Here is a 16,241-nt window from a genome sequence, read left to right as displayed (position 1 = left end):
TGAATCCTGCTGTGATAAACATTACAAAATAAATATTACAACTTAAGATACGATTGAATCGTAGATGGTCATGACAATAGAAGCGAGCAATAATCCAAGATATTCGGCCAGGCCGCGTTGGCCTGCCGCTTCATCATGCCCCACCTTCCGTCAGCGAGACCCGGTCGCGGCGGCCACCCGCACCGCTGACCTCGATGCGGCTCAAGCCGGCGCCCACGCCCTTGTGAATACGGATCTGCACGGGAATCCTTTCCTTCATCGCTTCGACATGACTGATCACGCCTATCATCTTGCCGCTCGCATTGAGACTGTCGAGCGCGTCCAGCGCACTATCCAGCGTCTCGCCGTCCAGCGTGCCGAAGCCTTCATCCAGAAACAGGGAGTCGATCGACGTCTTGTGGCTGACCAGATCCGATAGCGCCAGCGCCAACGCCAGACTGACCAGAAAACTTTCGCCTCCCGACAAGGTGCGCGTATCGCGCGTCACGTCGCCTTGCCAGGTGTCGACGATCTCGAGCTCCAGCTCGCCGCCCGCCTTGCGCAGCAGCTGATACCGTCCGTGAAACCGTTCAAGCTGCCGGTTGGCGAGATGAACCAGATGATCGAGCGTCAGCCCTTGTGCGAATTTGCGGTATTTATCGCCGCTGGCAGAGCCGATCAGGCCATTCAAGCGCTGCCACAGCTCGCAATCGTCGGCCATGGCATCGATGCGGACATACAAGTCGGCCTGGGTCTGGCGACGGGCATCGTCGGCATCGAGCAAGGAGGAGATTTCACCCTGCCGCAGCGCGGCGGCGCGCAACGACGTTCCCAACTCTAGCAGCCGTGCGTCGAGCGCCTCCAGCGACCCGGCCGTTTCCGACAGTGCCTGCGTCGCCGCGACGCCTTCGCGCGCGGATTGCAGCAGGGTCTCGGCTTCCAGCCGTGCGGCCGCCAGCCTTTGCTTGAGAGCGAGCAGGCCGGCGCGTTCGTCCTCGGGCAGCAAGGCGGCGACAAAGTCATCCACCCCGGCGAACGGACTGGCCGCCAGCGCCTCGTCCCACTCGCGCCCGGCGATCCGCAGCGCGTCTTGATGCACGTCGCGATCGGCGCTCAGCTGTGCGCTGCGCCCCTGCAGCCGCTCGCGGCGCCGCAAGGCGCCGTCGAGTTCAAGCGCGAACCGTTGCAGCAGGGTTGCAGCATCGTCGAGCGGCAAACCGCCCGGCGAACCGGGGCAGCCGACGGCCTCCCAGCGCTGTTGCCAGTCCAGACGCAGCCGCGCCATCTGTCCGCTATGCTGTCGCTGCAGCAGCAATTGCTGCCTGGCTTCCTGCTGCCGTACGCGGCAGCTCTGCCAGTCTTGCCATTCGCGTTCGCGCTCATCCAGCCAGGGTCCGGCATGAACCGGCACATCCGGATACGCCTGCTCAGCGAGAGAAGCGGCAAGGGCCGTTTCCAACCCGGCCAGCCGCGAGCGCACGGCCTCCCGGCGCTGCAGGCTTTCGGTCCGCCTCTGCTCCTGCGCCTGCAGCGTTTGCGCGAGCAACGCCTGCCGCTGCTCCAACGCGGCAACCGCATGCTCGCACTCCAGCCGCGTGCGTTCTGCGCGTCCCAGCTCCGCTTCCATCGCCTCAAGCCGCTGCAGGGTCCGCTGCATGTCCGCGATGCGCTGCGCCTGGCGCTCGCGCAAGGCGGATAGCGCATCCGCCTGCCGCCAGGCGTCGTCCGCCAGCCCCCACTCCCGCGCCTCGCGGCGCCATTGGTCCTGCAAACCCTCCTGCTCCGCGGTCGCTGCCGCCTGTTGACCCGCCAGGTTTTCCTGACGCGTGGCAAGCGCGACCAGTTCTTCATTCAGAGCCTGCCCCTGTGCCGTCAAGGCATCCAGCTCGGCCCGCTTCTCCGCCCATCGGCGTTTGGTCTCGGACACGTCCAGTTCCCGGTAGCGATCAACGGCCGGATGGCTGGGCGAGCCGCACAGCGGGCAGGCTTCGCCTTCGCGCAGCCCGGCGCGGTGCGACTCAAGGCTCTGGATCCGCCTTTCCTGCTCCAGCAGGGTTTCCTTGTCCTTCACCTGTTGCTGCAGGTCTTTGTAACGCTGCCGCAAGTCGGCACGCTGCTGGTCTTTGCGTTCGAACTCGGCGTGCAGGCGCGCCGACTCCCGATGCCAGCGCTCCTGCTCCTGCGCCCGCTTCTCGAATGCCGAGGCCAGGGCGACAAGACGATCGATCGCATGCGCACCTTGCTCCAGCGTCAGGCGCTGCATGCCGAGCTGCCCGGCTTCGCGCCCGGCCAGCGTCTCGTCGCGCAGGGCGAGTGCGAGCGCAGCGGCTTGCTCCGCCCGATCGAACGCCTCCCGGGCCGGACCGATGGCCCCGGCCACGGCGGCAAGCTCGTCGCGCGTGCCCTGCATCTGGCGCTCGTCGTCCCTCTGCGCCCGTTCCTGCTCGATGAGCTCGCGCCGGGCCTGTTCGCGCTCGGCAAACTGCGCGCGCCACAGGCCGAGGCTTTCGCCCAGCCTCGCTCGCAAGGGCGTCGCCGCCAGGCGGGCGTCCAGCTCGACGGCAACGGCTTCCAGCCGTTCGCAGTCCGCTTCTGCCGCGGCGGCGACGGCTTGCGCGCACTGCCAGGCCGCCCCTCCCTGCCGCGCGACCTCGCCCTCGGCCTGCGCGAGCTCGACGCCGACGGCCTGCCGTTCAACCTCGTTTTGATGACAAAGCCGCTGTGCGCCCCGCCAGACATCGTAGGTCGGACGCAAGGCCTGGGCCGGCTCGCCAGCCGCCAATCGCTGCAAGCGTGCCCGGGCCGCTTCTTCGTCCGCTCCCACCCGGTGCAAGCCCTCCTGCGCCGACAACAGCGCCGCGCAGGCACGATCACCATCCAGCCGGGCCTGCCGTTGCGCCCGCAGCGCAGCAAGCTCGGCGTCTATCGCCGCTTCGCGCTCGCGCGCGGCGGCGGCCTCCTCGTTCAAGATCCGACGCGCTTCATCGTCGAGCCGCTCGACGCCCTGCGCCTGCGCCTGCCAGTGCGCGAGCGCCGTGCCGGCGTCGCGACTGTGCTCGAACACGCGCTGCGAGATCAGTCCGTAAATTTCGGTGCCGGTCAGCTCTTCCAGCAATTCGGCGCGCTCGCCGGCGCTCGCATTCAGAAAGGCGGCAAACCCCCCTTGCGCGAGCAGCATGGACTTGGTGAAGCGGGCGAAATCGAGCCCGGTTATCGCCTCGATACGCTTGAGCTTGTCGTTGATATGGGTCGTCAGAATGCGGCCATCGGCGTCGGCCAGCTCGACCTTGGGCGCCTGCAGCGCGCCATCGGCGCGGTCGCGCGCACGACGCTGGCTCCAGAACGCTCGATAGCGTGCGCCCTTGACTTCAAATTCGACTTCGGCCAGGCAATCGGCCGTATGCCGCGTCATCAGTTCGTTGCTTGCGGCCGACACCGACTTGATGCGCGGCGTCTCGTGGTAGAGCGCAAGGCAGATCGCATCGAGCAAGGTCGTCTTGCCCGCCCCGGTCGGCCCGGTGATGGCGAACAGTCCATTGTTCGCGAACGGCGCGGAGGTGAAATCCAGCGTCCATTCGCCCTTCAACGAATTCAGGTTTTTCAGCCTCAGCGACAGAATCTTCATGCCCGCTCCTCGCGCAAGGCCGCAACGACGGACCGGTATCGCTCGCGCAGGCGCTCCCCGACCCCGGCGTCCACCTCCTCGCTCTCGAGTCGGCGCGCAAAAACCTCATCCGGCGACAATTCATCCAGCGTTTCGCCGGCTCGCCCCTGCAGCGCAGCGGCGGCGGTGCCGCGTTCGCGGCGCAGCCGCAGCAATTCGACGGGAAGGCCTTCGCACAGGGCCTGCACTCTGAGTTGCAGGTCGGCCAGATAGTCGTCGGTGCGCACCGTGACTTCGAGCCATAGCGGCCTCTCGGCGCGGCCCGCCGCGGCCGCGGCCGCGATTTCGGTCGCCAGTTGCGCGAGCGTGCCGCGCACCGAAGCCATGGCCTGAAAACAGGGAACCGGCAACGGCGTCACCGCCTTCAACCCGCCATGATCGAGATCAACCAGCAAAACCTGCTTCTCCTGCCCGGCCTCGTCGAAACCGAGGGGAATCGGCGAGCCGCAATAGCGGATGCAATCCTGGCCGCCCACCTTCTGCGGGCGGTGAATATGGCCAAGCGCGATATAGTCGGCAGGGGGAAAGGCCTGTGTCGGAAACGCGTCCAGCGTTCCGACATAAATTTCGCGCACCGCTTCGCTCGCACTGGCCCCCACGGTGAGCAGATGTCCGCTGGCGACGATGGGGAGCGTCCCGTCCGTCGCGTCCCGGCGTTCGCAGGCAAGCTGAAAAACGGCGTCATAGTGGTGACGGATCGCATCCTGCAGCGACTGCAGTTTGTCTTCGGCACTCTGTCCGGCCTGACTTTGCAGCACATCGCGTGGACGGATGAACGGTATCGCGCACAGGATGGCACCGATGCGGCCGTCGCGCCCCAGCAGCGGCAATACCTGCTGTCGCATGTCCTCGTCGACCCCGGGGATCACATGGGTATTCAGGTAGCTCAGCAAGGCGCGCCCCTCCCCCAGCGTCGCCACCGAATCGTGGTTGCCGCCGAGTACGACCAGTTGCGCGCCGGTTTCATGCACAGCGACGACGCACCGGTTGAACAGCTCGCGTGCATAGCTGGGCGGGGCCCCGGTATCGAAGACGTCCCCGGCGAGCAGCACCACGTCAACACCTTGCTGCCGGATCTGCCCGACCAGCCAGTCGATAAAAGCCAGATGCTCGGCTTGGCGCGTCTTGCCCATGAAGTGTTGGCCGAGATGCCAGTCCGAGGTGTGAAGAATTCGCATAGAGTGGTTTTCGAGGGAAACGCCAGACAGTGTACCGGCGGGCCACGCGAAAGCGTAGCCCGTCGCGCCAGACTCTCTCCACCGCAACGGCCAGGGCTGCGGCACGATCATATTGCCGGTATTGAAGGCGGCATTTGGGTAAACTCGTCAGGACGCCCGATTCGCATCGGCGAGCGAGCGCATTCGGTACAGGCGCCTCGCCGGCAAGCCGCCCGGACTGGCCGGCGCAGCGGACGGGCATGACCAAGGGAGCTCCACCATGTTAGCCGTCGCAAGCAACAGAATCCTTGTGCGAACACACTCATGAATGCCCCGACTCCGCCTTTTCCTCTGGTTGCCTCCGACCTCGACGGCACCTTGCTCAACCGGCGGCATACCGTCGACGCGCTGACCGTCGCCACCTTGCGCGATCTCGATGCACAAGGCGTGCGCCTGGTCCTGGCCACCGGCCGCCATCATCTCGACGCCGCCCCCATCCGTGCGCGGCTCGGGGTGCGCGCCCATCTGATCACCGCCAACGGCGCACGCGTGCACGACGAAGACGACAGACTGATCGCCAGGCACGACCTTGAACCCGGGCTCGCGCGCGAGCTGCTGTCGCGCGGCCTCGGCACGCGCACCCTGCTCAGCGCCTACCTCGACGATGAATGGCTGATCGAGCGCCCTTTCCCCATGCTGCTGACAGGTCATCGCGATTCGGGTTTCCGTTATCGCGTAGCCGATCTGCGCCATCACGACGGCAACGGCATAAGCAAAATACTGTATATGGGCGGCTACGGCCGCTTGCTCAAGCTGGAAGCGCAGCTCCTGCAACGCTATGACGGCGGGATCGCCCTGGCCTTTTCCTCCCGCCACTGCCTGGAGGTCATGGCCCGTGGCGTCAGCAAGGGCCGTGCGCTGAGCACACTGCTCGATACGATGGGAATCGCCCCCGAGCGCTGCGTGGCTTTCGGCGATGGACAAAACGATATCGAGATGTTGCAGGCGGTCGGCTTCCCCCAGCTCATGGCCAACGCGCAACCCCGGCTCCAGCAGAGCCTGCCCGGAGCGACGCGCGTGCTCAGCAATGCCGATAGCGGCGTGGCCCGACGCCTGCGCGAGTTATTCGGCCGGGATGCCTAGTGGCCGCGCCGTGGAAAGGGCAAGGCGTCAAAGCACACGAAAGCGCGCTCGACCGCGGAGCGGGCTGCCCGGAAAACCAGCAGGCCGGTCGCCAGCGATACGATGGCGGCACCGAGCATATCCAGCGGGTAATGAACGCCGAGATAGACGCGCGACCAGGCCATGGGCAGGCCCAGCAAGCACAAGCACACACCGGCCCTGCGCGTGACGGCGTTCAGGGACAGGGCGCATGCCACGCTCCAGAAAAGGGTCAGGTGATCGCTGGGAAACGACGGGTCGGCCGCATGAGGAATCAGGGTGTGTCCGAGACCGAGCACAAAAGGCCTCGGGTTGGGCCATAGCAAGCCGATGAATTGGCTGATCGCCAAGGCGCACAACGCGGTGATGCCGGCACCGAACAGACTGCGACGCAAACCGGGGCCGCCGGCAAACCACCCGCCCAACAGCAGAAGCGGAACCAGCCAGATCAGGTACTCGGCCAGAAAAATCGCGATGGAGAGAATCGGGGCGGAAGGATGGGCAGGGGCGTTGAGAGTCAGAAACAGGTATAGATTGAGTCGTAGCATTCCAGTTTATCGGTGGGCAGCGTCGGCGATTGCCGCGCATCATCGTTCAAATGGGGGACCACCTTGCCGCTGAAGGGGTCCACCTCCACATCGATGAAGCGCCCCGCCCGCAGCACGTCGACCCGATACACCCAGTGTCCGTGGCGGCGCTCCAGCCGCGCCCGGCTCGGCGTCCCGTAGCTGCCGGCCAGCGCCAGCGCCTGACCGTGAGTCAGCGTGCCGCGTTCGAACAGGCGTCCGTCCTCGTCGCGTCCCAGCGTCACGCTATGGGCAAGCCACGACAAGCCCAATACCACGGCCATCGACATGGCGACGATGAGTGCCGGAGAAGGAAGACTCGGTAGCGGATGAATTCGCTTCATGATGCGCACGACCAGGGGCCTTTCCCATAGCGGCATTTAAATGCCGCACGACAATGCAAAACGCGCACCGGGCCGTACGTTTATCTTCGCTTCGACCCCAGGACGCGCAGAAAGTTTATCAAACCCATTGCACATGGCAACATTTATCAACAATTAACGACATTGAATTTTTGCGACCGCGGCGCCCGGCAGCGCATCGTGCATCGCGCGTATCGCACGGTTGAAAACCTCGACCCAGGCGCGATCGAATTGGTATTCACAGGCATTGACCTCGGCGACCGCTCTCAACAGAGAGCGCACTTGACCGCGTGCGCCCTGCTTGGTCAAGACGGCCTCGAACGCATCGACCAGAGCCAGTATTCTGGCGCCCGGACAGATCGCCTCCCCGACGAGACCGGCCGGATAACCGCTGCCGTCCGGCTTTTCGTGATGCTGACGCACAATGAGCGCGGCCTCGCGCCAGCCAGGCATACGCTCGAGCAGACCGGCGGCCCAGGCGACATGAGACTGCACGGCGGGTAGATCCTGGGTTCGCAGCCGCCCTCCGCCCAGCCACAGACCGCCCGGCACCATCATCATTCCGATGTCGTGCATGTAAACAGCCGCTTCGAGCTGATCGGCCGGGACCGGCATGCCGCCCATCTCGTTCAGACTCCGCGCCAGCTTCAGATTGCGGACGCTGCGGCCGGAAAAAATGGGCGAATGGGTCTCCATCTGCAGCGCCAGGTCGTGGAAAAAAGCCAGATCATCGGCTGGAGCGACCGCGCGCTTGCCATCATCGGCGAAGAGGGCGTCCACTCCGGCCTCCTTGTCCCTCCCCCCCGTCCCCAGCCCCAAAATGCGATCGCAGCCGGCTTCGACTTCACGCGGCGGCAAGGCCGCCACGGCAGCCAGATTGTCGCCCAAAACAGGCAGGTTCAAACTATCCAGCGCTTGCCCTGCGGCCAGGGCGTCCATCGCCATTTCCAGCCTGTCCACCGTGAACAGCAATACATCGGCCAGCGATGGCGTGAAAGACAGCTCGCGAGACCGGACCCGCACCAGAAGATTTTCCGCCGCATGAATCAGCGGCACGACAAAATGCAGGCGGCACAAACCGGCATCGCCCTTGATATTATGGAACGTCCGGAACAGATCGGCGATGCTGTCGCCGCGTCCCGGTTCGCGGCGCAGCTCCGCCACCAGGGTTTCGACACGCGGGGCATAATCGGACATGGCATCCCGGAAATCCTGGAAGCCGCTCATATCAACCAGGCTGTCTTGCATATCGGCAATCATGACACGCCCCGCTAGTTAAGAATAAACATCGCCCGCAAGGCCGGGCCCACGCCGCGATGACAATCAACCGCAGACGCTGATTCATCCCACGCTAGCATTATTGTCTGCCGACAAGGGATTATAAAGTCGAAGTTTATTCGCCCGGCATCGCCATCTGAAATACGCGCATCCCGCAGCGACCGCCCCGGGAGCCCGCTTCCGCCACAAGCCCCGCCCGGTCACGCTATCAGCCTGGATATCGGGTCGTCCGCGACGGCTCGCGACGACGCGCATTTCTTCGCCCGTCTTTTTTTACGGCAGGTAAAAATAATACTTGCATCCGCGCAAAACCGTGTGCATTATGCTCTCGCTGGATGTTCAAGTCGTGGATGTGTAGTTGTAGTAGTGACGCCAAGTCCGTACCACAGTACGTCATTTCCCTTGATATTCAAGCAATCTTCAACATCATTTCCATTAAGGGAAACGTATTATGGCAACTGGTACCGTAAAGTGGTTCAACGACGCTAAGGGCTTCGGCTTCATCACCCCGGACGAAGGCGGCGAAGACGTATTCGCTCACTTCTCCCAAATCAAGTCGAACGGTTTCAAGACCCTGGCCGAAAACCAGAAGGTCAGCTTCGAAGTGACCATGGGCCCGAAGGGCAAGCAAGCTTCCGACATTCAGCCGCTGTAAGCGTCCGAATTCAAGGCAAAAAACCCGTGCCAAGGCACGGGTTTTTTTATTTCACGATGTTCCCGGCCGCGGGCATCCCCATCGCCTGCAACGAACGCACCGCCTCCCGGCGACATCTCCGCTCGAGCCATACCGAACCGTGCACCGGCGTGCTCGGGCCGCGAAACGTCGCGACAGCGGATCCGCCCCTCCCAGGGCGGCAACGGCCCGGGTCAGTCTGTCGATCCGGCAAAAAAGGCCGTCAACGCCCCGGCCACCGCCGACGGCTGCTCTTCGGGCAGAAAATGACCGCAGCGCGCGATACGCATTCCGCGCACGTCTTGCGCACAGACCCGCAGCGGCGCCGCCATATCCGGCAGGGACCCCTGATCCGACCCCATGCCCAGCACCGGCATGGCCAGCTTTCCTCCGCGGCTCAACTCGCGATTCTGCTGCGCCGACTGCTCGACGGCGCGATAGTAGGCAAGCCCTGCACGCAAGCCACCGTCCTTCTTGAGTACCCGCACGTATTCATCGATGTCGGCGGATGTAAAGACTTCAGGATCCGCAGCCTTGCGCCGCAGAAACCATTCCAGATACTCGCGCTCGCGTCCGGTGATGAGCGTCTCAGGCAGATCGGGCAGAGCATGGAAGGCAAAATGCCAAGTGCGCCACGCCCGATCCGCTGCGATAGGCAACGCTTCGGGCAGGGTGATGCCGGGAATAGCGGCGTCCAGCAAAGCCAGGCGCCTCACCTCGGTGCCGAACATCGCCGCCAGCGGATAGGCCACCCATGCCCCGATATCATGTGCGGCCAGAAAATAGCGGCTTGCGCCGATCTGGTGCAGCAGGCCATGAACCGCGATAGCGAGAGACTGCGTATCGTAGCCCCCCTCGGGATGATCGGAGTCGCCCTGCCCCGGCAAATCCGGCGCAATGACGCGAAAACTCCCGGCCAGCAGCGGCATGACCTTGCGCCACGCATACCCGCTCTCGGGGAAGCCGGCCAGCAGCACCACCACATCGCCGTCGGCTTTACCCCCGGCAACATAGTGCAAGCCGACCCCGTCCACAGTGGCAAAGCGGTGTTCGAAGCCGCTCGGCAGCGGATAGCCTGACATGGCGGATTCCTGTGCGACCAGCGGCGGGGCCGATGGCAGGGCTTTGTCTTGTATCATGGTCAAACCTCCCGGGCTATCGATGACGGCCGCTTCCCGGGCAACGCTTGTCCGGGAGACCGTATCGTCAAATTAGGAAATGTTCATTTCCTAATTTATCAAAAAAAATCAGGCCACCAAGCGCAGCCCGTTCTCGACGATCGCCAGCATTTCCTCGCGTCCGGGCCCCGTCTTGCCCACCACCCGCATCCCTTGCAACAGGCACAGCACGGCTCGCGCAGAGACACCGGCGTCGGTACCGGCAGGCAGCGAACCATCGCGGCGCCCCAGTTCGATCAACTCGCGCACCACGGCCTCGATACGCAGCAAGGCCGCCTCCACACGTGCCGCCATCCCGGCGTCGAAGGTGGCCAGCTCGCTAGCACTGCCCGCCACCAGGCAGCCGCGCCGGCCTTCGACCCCGTATGCCGACTCGGCATAGAAAATCAGCATCGCACGCAGCTTGTCGCGCCCGCTAGCCACGGCATCGAGCTCGCGCTGCAAACCTTCGCTGCGCAGACGGATATAGCGGTCGAAAGCCGCCAGAAAAATCGCACGCTTGTCGCTGAATGCCTTATACAAGCTGCCGGCGGTGAGTTGCATGCTCGCGCCGAGTTCGGCAATGGAGGCCGCGTGGTAACCGCGCTCCCGAAAAACCAGCAAGGCGCCGTCGAGCGCCGCGTCCATATCGAACTCGCGCGGCCGGCCGCGGCCACGCACGCCTGTCGTCGCGAAGGGAATCTTCATGCAGCAATAATAGGAAACGATCATTTCCTTGTCAACAGGCATGGCGGCCTCACCCCGCAAGGCGATGCCGCCATTGCATCCAAACCGGTTTGAATCGATAATAAAGCGAAACAACCCGGCACATACTACGGAGTGCGCGACATGGACAGTCGGAATTTCCTGCAACGGATGGGCCTGGCCGCCTGCCTGAGCTTTTGCGTCGCCGAAGCCCCTGCGGATTCATCCGGCGCCATGCCGCCCGACGTCGGCCCGGTCGCCGTCATCCGCAATGACAGCGGCCTCGCCGCCGACTGGTTCCGCCAGGGACCGTTCATGGAGATCCTGGTCCGCTCCTACCAGGACAGCAATAACGACGGCATCGGCGACTTGCGCGGCCTGATCTCGCGCCTCGACTACCTGCAAGCGCTCGGCATACGCGGAATCTGGCTGATGCCGATCTACCCGAGCGCGGATCACGACCACGGCTATGCCGTGGTCAACTATCGCGGCATCGACCCCGATTTCGGCACCCTGGCCGATTTCGACACCTTGCTGCGCGAAGCACATCGCCGCGGCATCGGCGTGATTCTCGACTACGTCATGAACCACAGCGCAGCGACCCATCCGCTGTTCATCGATTCGCAGCGCCCGGACTCGCCGTGGCGTTCGCTCTACGTTTGGGAATCGGCCAAACCCCAGGGCTGGAACGCCTATGGCGGCGACCCGTGGCACGCTGCGGCAGGCGCCTGGTATTACTCGGCCTTCGACACCTCGATGCCCGATTTCAACTTCAAGAATCCGCAGGCCCTGGATTTTCACCTCAACAATCTGAAATTCTGGCTGAATCGCGGCGTCGATGGCTTCCGTTTCGACGCCGCTGGCGCCCTGGTGGAAAACGGCCCGCTGGAGTGGGAAAACCAGCCGCAAAATCACGCAATACTCCACCAGATCAAAAACCTGCTCGCCCAGTACGGCAAGCGCTACATGGTAGCGGAAGCACCGGGTGCGCCGTCCGAATTCTCGGCCCCCGACAGTGCCGGCAGCGCCTTCGCCTTCGGACTGCAAAGCGCGATCATCGAAAGCGTCACCCACGGCCGCGCGATGCCCGCGCTGCTCGACTACCTGAAAACCCACCCTGTCGCGCAGATGGGCACTTTCTTGTCCAACCACGACACTTTCGCCGGTGCACGCGTCTTCCGCCAGCTCGACGGCGACGAAGCCGATTACCGGATGGCGGCGGCGACGCTGCTGACCTTGCCGGGTATTCCATTCATCTATTATGGCGAAGAGATCGGACAGGGGATGTCACCGGGGGTGCACTATGACGACCAGGCTTTACGCGGACCGATGAGCTGGGATGCCGGCAACGGTTTCTCGTCGCACGCCCCCTATCGCCCGCCGGCGGACAACAAGGCCACCTACAATGTCGCGCAGGAGCAGAACGACCCGGCATCGCTGCTCTCTCATTACCGGACGCTGATTCGCTTGCGCGCCGACGTCGCGGCGCTGGCGGAGGGCGACTTCAAACTGCTGAGCGCAGCCGATGCGCCCATGCTGGTTTTTCTCAGAAGCCGGGGCGATAGCCAGGCGCTGGTCGCCATCAACTACTCGGGCACCAGCGCACGCTTCACGCTGGAGCCCGAACTCGCGACCCGAACCTGGAAAACAGCCTACCCGGCATCGGGGCGCCAGCGGTACGCCCCGAACGGCAGCATCAAGTGGATCGATGTCCGGGCGCGCGAAGCCGTGGTCCTGACCGACGCTCACTGACGCACATCGACACCGCCCTGCTCTGCTGCGTCGAGTTCGATCGCAGTCCAGTCGAACTCGGACCGGCCGCGCGCCAGGGCGGACAGCAACTTGCCGTGCAGCACATCGGCCACCGGCATCGGGGCTTGCAGTTCTTCTGCCACCGCACGCACCAGGCGGATGTCTTTCATGCCCAGCGCCAACTTGAAGCCGGCCGGGCGATACTGCCGTCTGGCGAGCAGACGGCCGTAATTCTGGTAGATCGGGCAAGGGAAGACGGTCTTGCCGAAGAAATCGGCCACCGTTTCGCGGTCCAGCCCCTGTTTCTCGGCCAGCAGCAACGCTTCGCTCATGGCCTCGACCGCCGCCAGAATCATGAAGTTGCCGCTCAGCTTGATGATGTTGGCCGCACCCGGCTCGACGCCGAAATCATGTACCCCCTGCCCCATGGCCGCCAGCAAGGGGGCCGCTCTTAGTTTGGCTGCCGCCGCACCGGATTGTGCAATCCACAATTTGGCCGCCGCCGCCGCGTCGGGCCGACCGAAAACGGGTGCGGCAACAAATAGCCCGCCATGAGCCGCCTGAGCGGCCGCCAGCTGTCGCGAGGTTTCGGGAGCAACGGTACTCATGGAGAGGTGCAGGCCCACACCCAGCCGCGGCAGAAACCCGTGTTCTCCGAGCGCGACATCAAGCAGGGCCGCATCGTTGGAGAGCATGCTCACTGCAATGCCGCCAGGGGTGACAGCCTGTTGCGGACTCGCAGCCCTGATCGCTCCCGCCGCCAGCAGTTCGGCGTCCCGCCCCGGACTGCGATTGAAAACCGTCACCGCGTAGCCGGCTTCGATCAACTGGCGCGCCATCGGCACGCCCATGCTGCCCAGGCCGAGAAAAGCCACCGTTTTATCGTTCATCGCCACTCTCCAAGTCACGCCCCGTCCGGGGCCAGACCCTTAGTGTAACGCGTCACGGCCTACTGGCCCAGCCACCTGACAGGCACGGCGAGTCAGCCCTCTGCCCCGACAGCCGGCACGATGCGATAGCTGCAGCGGCGCGCCCCGGCCAGCGCGTGGTCTTCGCGCTCGACCTGAACCCCGGGGCCGAGCAGATGACGGAACACATTGAGCTCGGATGCGCAAAAATCAGGACAGGCGCCGGCAGCGGAGCAGATGGGGCAATGATTTTCGGACAGCAACCAGCCACCCTCGTCACGCGGCGTCAGCTCTGCCATATAACCGTCGCGATTGCGCAACTCGGTCAGGGCCATGACCCGCTCCGCCGCACCGCGGGACTTGGCCAATTCGGCATCGTAGCTGCTACGGGTCTCGCGTTCGCGTTGCGCGACCAGCCGCTCCAGCCCTTCGTCGCCAAAAACCTGGCGCACCTGGCGGATCAACTGTACGGTCAAGTCGGCGTGGCGATCGGGAAAGCGCGCCTGCCCCGCATGGGTCAGATCCCAGTACCGGGCCGGTCGTCCGACCCCCTGCTGCCGGTCTTCGGAACGGACCATACCGCGCTCCTCCAGCGCCAACAGGTGCTTGCGCGCGCCCATCGACGTCAACCCGAGCCAGCCGGCCAGCACGTGGGCCGGTTGTGGCCCGCGCGTCTTCAGCAGATGCATCAAACGATCCACGGTACTCATTTTCTTAACTCCGATTTCACGCCGGATACATAGTATACCAAATAGTTGCTAAATCCCACCAAAAGACAGGTGCCGCCATGACCCGGCACTGATATGATGAATCAGCACACAAGTGGAACCTCTATGAGTACAGCGCAGCAAATGCGATGGGACTCGCTCCTGTCCACCCGCCGCTTCAAGCTGGATCAGGGCGTGGTCCGCACCACCCGCACCCCGGCCACGGAAGAAGGCGAACCGGGGTTGAGAACGGATTTTCATATCGATCACGACCGTGTCGTCTTCTCCAGCGCTTTCCGCCGCCTCGGACGCAAGACCCAGGTCCACCCGATGGCGCATAACGATCACACGCACAATCGCCTGACGCACAGCGTCGAAGTCGCCAGCGTGGGGCGCAGCCTCGGCAACCGGGTCGGGATGATGTTGCAGCATGCGGGGCATCTGCCGGTCGGCTATACCCCTTATGACATCGGTGCGGTGGTGCAGGTCGCCTGCCTTGCCCACGACATCGGCAACCCGCCCTTCGGTCATACCGGCGAAGACGCCTTGCGCGACTGGTTCCGCCAGCCGGCGCACGCCACCCTACTCGAAACGCTGACACCGTCCGAGCGCCGCGACGTACAGACCTACGAGGGCAATGCCCATGGTCTGCGCACAGTCGCGACGCTGGAAATGTATGCCAACGAAGGAGGCATGCGCCTGACCGCGGCCGCGATCGGCACGCTGATCAAGTACCCGTGGACCTCGGATGCTCCCGCGGCGCGCCTCAACGACAAATTCAACATCTACCGTACCGAACTGCCCTATTTCGAGGCTGTCGCCAGCGAGCTCGGCCTGCAGCGCCTGGACTCGCTGAGCTGGGCGCGCCACCCGCTGTCCTACCTGATGGAGGCCGCCGACGACATCTGCTATGCCATACTCGACCTGGAGGATGCGGTCGAAATCGGCATTCTGGACGTCAATGAATTCGAAAGCCTGTTCGCGGGCTTCGCCGAATTCGAACGGGTGTGGCAGGTCAACGATGTCAGGCAGAAATGCGCCATGCTGCGTGGCATCGCCGTCGGGCGCTGCGTGACCGAAATCGCCGATAAATTCATGATGCACCACGACTCGCTATTGTCGGGTGAGTTCCCCGCCAAGGATCTGATCAATTTGTGCGCCCCGGCGGTACAAGGCGCGCTGATACAGGCGAAGGAACTGGCCAGCCGCAAGGTCTACCGCCACCGCACCAAGCTGGTAGCCGAACTGGCCTCCTTTCCCTGCCTCGGCAGCATCCTCGACATCCTGGTGCCGGCCGTGCATTCGCTGCACACGCTAGGCGCGGACGCGCTCGGTCCGCGGCAACGCCTGGCCCTCAATCTGCTCGGCGGACAGGGCTACCCCGACGTGTCGCTCTACCAGGCTTACATGAAGATTCTCGATTTCACCGGCGCCATGACAGACAATTACGCCGCCAACCTGGCTCGGGAAATTTCCGGCACCGGCATCATCTAAGCGAGCCTCGCCCATGACCGCATCCCCCATAACCAGGCTGTGCCTGGTCCGCCACGGCGAAACGGACTGGAATCTGGCCGGGCGCCTGCAAGGCCAGCTCGATATTCCGCTCAACGCCAACGGCCTGCGACAGGCCGAGCAACTGGCGCAGGCGCTGCAACGCCGCGGCATGCGCTTCGACGGGTGCTACTGCAGCGACCTCGGCCGCGCGCGTGAGACTGCGGCAGCCGTCGCCCGTCGCCTGGAACTCGAGCGGCTGTCCGTCCCCGCCCTGCGCGAGCGCCACTTCGGCTGCTTCCAGGGGCTGACTTACGAAGAAGCGCGCGTTCGCATGCCGCAACTCTACCTGCGCTTCAAGGCGCGCGAACCCGACTTCGCGCCCAGCGAAGGGGAATGCCTGAGTTACTTCTACCGCCGCGTGAACACCTTTCTCGGCGATCTGGTCGTACGCCACCCGGGCCAGACCCTGCTGATCGTCAGCCATGGCGGCGTCCTGGACATGGCCTATCGCCTCGCTTCGGGCAAACCGCTGGAAGAGACGCGCGATTTTCCGATTCCCAACGCGGCACTGAACTGGATCAGTCACAACCAGAATGGCTGGCGGCTCGACAGCTGGGCCGACCAGACGCACTTGCAAGACAGCCTCGACGAGCTGTAAGTCCGTACCAAGGAGAGACG

General features: G+C 64.2%; 14 protein-coding genes. 5 read left to right on the top strand and 9 right to left on the bottom strand.

The features are described from left to right. Nucleotides 1–133: 133 nt before the first annotated feature. Entirely contained in the window at nt 134–3,604 is a 3,471-nt protein-coding gene (locus G520_RS23160; RefSeq protein ID WP_051229456.1) for an AAA family ATPase, read from the bottom strand. Beyond that, nucleotides 3,601–4,821: an exonuclease subunit SbcD gene (sbcD, locus tag G520_RS0115935; protein ID WP_028536515.1), complete on the bottom strand. Its 1,221-nt coding sequence runs from the start codon at nt 4,819–4,821 to the stop codon at nt 3,601–3,603. The genes G520_RS23160 and sbcD overlap by 4 nt, the downstream gene beginning before the upstream one ends. A gap of 303 nt (nt 4,822–5,124) precedes the next feature. Here sbcD and G520_RS0115930 point away from each other — a divergent pair, with 303 nt between their 5' ends. Continuing rightward, nucleotides 5,125–5,943 carry a Cof-type HAD-IIB family hydrolase gene (locus tag G520_RS0115930; protein ID WP_028536514.1) on the top strand — a complete coding sequence of 273 codons (819 nt, stop codon included), beginning with the start codon at nt 5,125–5,127 and terminating at the stop codon, nt 5,941–5,943. Here the strand turns inward: G520_RS0115930 and G520_RS23155 are convergent. The 3 genes from G520_RS23155 to G520_RS23145 form a co-directional block, all read right to left on the bottom strand. Then, nucleotides 5,940–6,509 (bottom strand): undecaprenyl-diphosphatase, encoded by a 570-nt coding sequence (locus G520_RS23155; protein ID WP_051229455.1) that lies wholly within the window; start codon nt 6,507–6,509, stop codon nt 5,940–5,942. The genes G520_RS0115930 and G520_RS23155 overlap by 4 nt on opposite strands. Next, the gene (locus tag G520_RS23150) at nt 6,479–6,871 is read right to left on the bottom strand and encodes a PepSY domain-containing protein (protein ID WP_169449854.1); all 393 of its coding nucleotides are present in this window, start codon (nt 6,869–6,871) and stop codon (nt 6,479–6,481) included. Before G520_RS23150 ends, G520_RS23155 begins: the two co-directional genes overlap by 31 nt. 153 nt (nt 6,872–7,024) lie before the next feature. Next, a complete protein-coding gene (locus G520_RS23145) occupies nt 7,025–8,149 on the bottom strand; it encodes an HD-GYP domain-containing protein (protein WP_051229454.1) in 1,125 nt (374 codons plus the stop codon). A 469-nt stretch (nt 8,150–8,618) separates the two neighbouring features. Here G520_RS23145 and G520_RS0115910 point away from each other — a divergent pair, with 469 nt between their 5' ends. Beyond that, nucleotides 8,619–8,822 (top strand): cold-shock protein, encoded by a 204-nt coding sequence (locus G520_RS0115910; RefSeq protein WP_028536513.1) that lies wholly within the window; start codon nt 8,619–8,621, stop codon nt 8,820–8,822. Between the two features lie 212 nt (nt 8,823–9,034). Here G520_RS0115910 and G520_RS0115905 read toward each other — a convergent pair whose 3' ends face one another. Both G520_RS0115905 and G520_RS0115900 read right to left on the bottom strand, forming a co-directional pair. After that, nucleotides 9,035–9,979, bottom strand: coding sequence for an alpha/beta fold hydrolase (locus tag G520_RS0115905; protein WP_036666400.1), 945 nt, complete (start codon nt 9,977–9,979; stop codon nt 9,035–9,037). Between the two features lie 108 nt (nt 9,980–10,087). After that, nucleotides 10,088–10,747, bottom strand: coding sequence for a TetR/AcrR family transcriptional regulator (locus tag G520_RS0115900; RefSeq protein ID WP_211222852.1), 660 nt, complete (start codon nt 10,745–10,747; stop codon nt 10,088–10,090). A 99-nt stretch (nt 10,748–10,846) separates the two neighbouring features. On the opposite strand from G520_RS0115900, the gene G520_RS23140 reads away from it, so the two are divergent. Continuing rightward, the gene (locus G520_RS23140; RefSeq protein WP_051229453.1) at nt 10,847–12,454 is read left to right on the top strand and encodes an alpha-amylase family glycosyl hydrolase; all 1,608 of its coding nucleotides are present in this window, start codon (nt 10,847–10,849) and stop codon (nt 12,452–12,454) included. Here the strand turns inward: G520_RS23140 and G520_RS0115890 are convergent. Next, nucleotides 12,448–13,344, bottom strand: a complete 897-nt coding sequence (locus G520_RS0115890; RefSeq protein WP_028536510.1) for an NAD(P)-dependent oxidoreductase — start codon at nt 13,342–13,344, stop codon at nt 12,448–12,450. The genes G520_RS23140 and G520_RS0115890 overlap by 7 nt on opposite strands. Nucleotides 13,345–13,436: 92 nt before the next feature. After that, nucleotides 13,437–14,072: a helix-turn-helix transcriptional regulator gene (locus G520_RS0115885; protein WP_028536509.1), complete on the bottom strand. Its 636-nt coding sequence runs from the start codon at nt 14,070–14,072 to the stop codon at nt 13,437–13,439. Nucleotides 14,073–14,195: 123 nt separating this feature from the next. On the opposite strand from G520_RS0115885, the gene G520_RS0115880 reads away from it, so the two are divergent. Together G520_RS0115880 and G520_RS0115875 are read left to right on the top strand one after the other, a co-directional pair. Further along, nucleotides 14,196–15,563, top strand: a complete 1,368-nt coding sequence (locus G520_RS0115880; RefSeq protein WP_028536508.1) for a deoxyguanosinetriphosphate triphosphohydrolase — start codon at nt 14,196–14,198, stop codon at nt 15,561–15,563. Between the two features lie 13 nt (nt 15,564–15,576). Continuing rightward, nucleotides 15,577–16,221: a histidine phosphatase family protein gene (locus G520_RS0115875; protein ID WP_028536507.1), complete on the top strand. Its 645-nt coding sequence runs from the start codon at nt 15,577–15,579 to the stop codon at nt 16,219–16,221. The last annotated feature ends 20 nt before the right edge of the window (nt 16,222–16,241 follow it).

Origin of the sequence: Paludibacterium yongneupense DSM 18731 (assembly GCF_000422925.1) — a bacterium.
Lineage (GTDB): Bacteria > Pseudomonadota > Gammaproteobacteria > Burkholderiales > Chromobacteriaceae > Paludibacterium > Paludibacterium yongneupense.
The sequence above is the reverse complement of the archived record's forward strand: the minus strand, read 5'-3'. Positions and strand labels throughout refer to the sequence as shown.

Excerpts from the sequence above, each read along its gene's own strand:
- G520_RS23140 (WP_051229453.1), top strand. The coding sequence starts at position 10,847 with ATGGACAGTCGGAATTTCCTGCAACGGATGGGCCTGGCCGCCTGCCTG.
- G520_RS0115905 (WP_036666400.1), bottom strand. The coding sequence starts at position 9,979 with ATGATACAAGACAAAGCCCTGCCATCGGCCCCGCCGCTGGTCGCACAG.
- G520_RS23150 (WP_169449854.1), bottom strand. The coding sequence starts at position 6,871 with ATGAAGCGAATTCATCCGCTACCGAGTCTTCCTTCTCCGGCACTCATC.
- G520_RS0115890 (WP_028536510.1), bottom strand. The coding sequence starts at position 13,344 with ATGAACGATAAAACGGTGGCTTTTCTCGGCCTGGGCAGCATGGGCGTG.
- G520_RS0115885 (WP_028536509.1), bottom strand. The coding sequence starts at position 14,072 with ATGAGTACCGTGGATCGTTTGATGCATCTGCTGAAGACGCGCGGGCCA.
- G520_RS23155 (WP_051229455.1), bottom strand. The coding sequence starts at position 6,509 with ATGCTACGACTCAATCTATACCTGTTTCTGACTCTCAACGCCCCTGCC.
- G520_RS23160 (WP_051229456.1), bottom strand. The coding sequence starts at position 3,604 with ATGAAGATTCTGTCGCTGAGGCTGAAAAACCTGAATTCGTTGAAGGGC.
- G520_RS0115900 (WP_211222852.1), bottom strand. The coding sequence starts at position 10,747 with ATGCCTGTTGACAAGGAAATGATCGTTTCCTATTATTGCTGCATGAAG.
- G520_RS0115880 (WP_028536508.1), top strand. The coding sequence starts at position 14,196 with ATGAGTACAGCGCAGCAAATGCGATGGGACTCGCTCCTGTCCACCCGC.
- G520_RS23145 (WP_051229454.1), bottom strand. The coding sequence starts at position 8,149 with ATGATTGCCGATATGCAAGACAGCCTGGTTGATATGAGCGGCTTCCAG.
- G520_RS0115930 (WP_028536514.1), top strand. The coding sequence starts at position 5,125 with ATGAATGCCCCGACTCCGCCTTTTCCTCTGGTTGCCTCCGACCTCGAC.
- sbcD (WP_028536515.1), bottom strand. The coding sequence starts at position 4,821 with ATGCGAATTCTTCACACCTCGGACTGGCATCTCGGCCAACACTTCATG.
- G520_RS0115875 (WP_028536507.1), top strand. The coding sequence starts at position 15,577 with ATGACCGCATCCCCCATAACCAGGCTGTGCCTGGTCCGCCACGGCGAA.
- G520_RS0115910 (WP_028536513.1), top strand. The coding sequence starts at position 8,619 with ATGGCAACTGGTACCGTAAAGTGGTTCAACGACGCTAAGGGCTTCGGC.